Consider the following 2,630-nt stretch of genomic DNA (forward strand, 5'->3'; position numbering starts at 1 on the left):
GGCGCACGCGGGAAACGGTTACCAGTCCGGGGCGGATCTCGGACGTCTCGCTACGGCCTCGGCTTTCGGTGCCCGACAATATCCGCGCGCAATTCGTGGCGCCGGCGGTGACCGGCTTCGGCGCCATGGCGCTTGTCGGCTTTTATGCCGCGCTGGCGCCGAGCATTCTCGCGCAGCAACTGCACGTGACCAATCATGCCGAAGCCGGCGGGCTTTTCTTCGAATTGTCGATTGTGGCGGCCATCACCATCGTGGCCACCGCCCGGCTTGCTAGCCGCTCCACCATGCTCGCGGCGCTCGTCCTGATGATCCCGGCCGTGGCGCTGGTCGTCGCGGCGCAAATCTACGCCTCGATGGCGCTCATGATCGCGGCGACCGCGGTCTGCGGCGCGGCGGCGGCGCTCGGCTATCGCGGCGGCCTGCAAGTGGTGAATCAGATCGCGCCGGCCGACCGTCGCGCCGAGGTGGTCTCGGTCTTCTTCATCTGCTGCTTCTGCGGCAACGCGCTGCCGGTGATCGGCATCGGCGTGCTGTCGAGCCTGGCCAACGCCACCGTGGCAAGCCTGGCCTTTGCCGGCATGATCATCGTCTTCTCGTTGGTGGCGCTCGGTTTCGGCGTCAAATACGCGCGCTAGAGCGCATCACCGTTTCATGGAAACGCCAAACCGCTCTATCTCCTTGTTTTTTCGCAATTCCGGACGGAAAACCGCCCACACCTTTCCTGGAATTGCTCCAGATCTCAGCTGGCCGGTGTCTCAGGCGCAAGATTGGCGCGCTGGCGCGGCACGCCGAGGCCGGTGTCGGGCGGCTCGCCCGCCGCCGGCCGGTCCTCGATCATATGCATCGTGCGCCAGCGCCCGAGACGATAATAGGCGGCGGCGAGCACTAGCGAAGCGATCGAGCCGGCCGGAAAGCTCCACCACAGTGCTTCCTGGCCGAGGACGCTGCGCATCGAATAGGCAAAGCCGGTGCGAATGAACAACACCGAGATGATCAGGATGATCAGCGGCGGCATGACGGCGCCGGTGGCGCGCACCGTGGCGAAGAGCACGATCGTGATGCCGAACAGGATGAACGACCAGGACGCCACCCTGTTGATATGAGCGGCAATGTCGATCGCGGCGCTGTCATTGCTGAGGAAGAGGCTGAGCACCGGGCGGTCGAAGACGAAGAGCAGCGCCACCAGCGCGCCGGTCAGCACCAGGTTGAAGCCGACGCCCGAGGCGGCGACCTTGCCGATGCGGTCCCAGCGGCCGGCGCCGACATTCTGCGCCGCCATCGAGGAGACGGCGGCTCCGATGGCCAGCGCCGGCATCTGAATATAAGTCCAGAGCTGCGCCGCGATGCCGTAAGCGGCGGCGACCTGCGAGCCGTAGGAGTTGACGATGCCCATCACGGTGAGCGCCGCGGCCGAGATGACGATCATCTGCAGGCCCATCGGGATGCCTTTGAAGACGACGATGCGCAGCAGCGCCGGGTCGGGCCGCAGCAGAGCGAGGTCGGCGCCTGCCAGCCGCAGCGGGTGTTTGCGAACATAAAGCACGATCAGGATGGCGATGACGCTCACCGTCTGGCCTAGAAGCGTCGAGGTCGCCGAGCCGGCGATGCCGAGCTCGGGGAAGGGGCCGATGCCGCGGATCAGCAGCGGATTGAGCACAACGTCAAGAACGACCGCCAGCGCCATGAAGAAAAAAGGGGTTCGCGAGTCTCCGGCGCCGCGCAGCACGGTCATGACGAAGGACAGGAGGTTCATCATCGGCACCGCGACGAAGATGATACGCAGGTAGCTGCGCGCCAGCGGCAAGGCGTCCGACGGCGTGCCGAGCCCGGTCAGGATGGCGTCGACCCAGATCCAGCCGCAGACGGCGAACACGACCGAGACCAGGAAGAAGAAGGTGGCGCTGGTGCCGACGATACGCTTCGCCTCCGGCAGGTCGCGGGCGCCGACGGACTGCGCCACCAGGATGGTCGCCGCCATGCCGATGCCGAACACCGTGCCGAGGATCAGGAACAGCACCAGATTGGCGTTGGAGGTGGCGGTCAGCGCCGCCTCGCCGAGGAAGCGGCCGACCCAGACCGCGTTGATCGAGCCGTTGAGCGACTGCAGCACGTTGGAACCCAGCACCGGCAGCGCGAACAACAGCAGCGTGCGCGGGATCGGCCCGCTGGTCAGGTCGTGGGTCCGCCTTCGAGTGGGCTTGTCGTCATCCATGGCAGCACCGACAATGAATCAGGCCCGCGATGCTATCGCAGGCCTGATGCTCATGCATCCGTTCCGCGCTCAGCCATATGCCCGCTCGGCATACGGCTGAAGCAGAACTAGTTCGCGGCGAGGCTGTTCCCAGACAGTCCAGGCAGCGTGACCTGATAGACCAGGAAGGTGGTGTCGACATCGGCGCCGTCCTCGGCCTTGTAGGGCGCGCCGACCTGGAAGCCGTCCTGGGTGAGAAAGTCGTTGTCGTTGGCAACGAACAGGAAATAGTCGTCGGGAAGTTTTGGATCGAGGACGGGCGCCAGCGACATCGCCTCCCACTTCTCGGACAGGTTGTTCCTGTCGTTCGGCGCGCCATTGTGCAGGCCGAAGCGGCCGAGCTCGCCCTTGTCGTTGATGTCGATGAACGGCATCAGCT

1 protein-coding gene and 2 pseudogenes are annotated in these 2,630 nt (G+C 65.5%); 1 reads left to right on the forward strand and 2 read right to left on the reverse strand.

All coding sequences use genetic code 11. The features are described 5' to 3' along the window. Positions 1 to 635: pseudogene (locus tag EOA23_RS33550) on the forward strand (MFS transporter); the annotation flags it as partial. A gap of 104 nt (positions 636 to 739) precedes the next feature. On the opposite strand, the gene EOA23_RS33555 reads toward EOA23_RS33550, so the two are convergent. After that, a complete protein-coding gene (locus EOA23_RS33555) occupies positions 740 to 2,212 on the reverse strand; it encodes an MATE family efflux transporter (protein ID WP_127307213.1) in 1,473 nt (490 codons plus the stop codon). 107 nt (positions 2,213 to 2,319) lie between these two features. Then, positions 2,320 to 2,630, reverse strand: a pseudogene (locus EOA23_RS33560) (hypothetical protein); the annotation flags it as partial.

It is taken from the genome of Mesorhizobium sp. M2A.F.Ca.ET.042.01.1.1, from assembly GCF_003997405.1.
Lineage (GTDB): Bacteria > Pseudomonadota > Alphaproteobacteria > Rhizobiales > Rhizobiaceae > Mesorhizobium.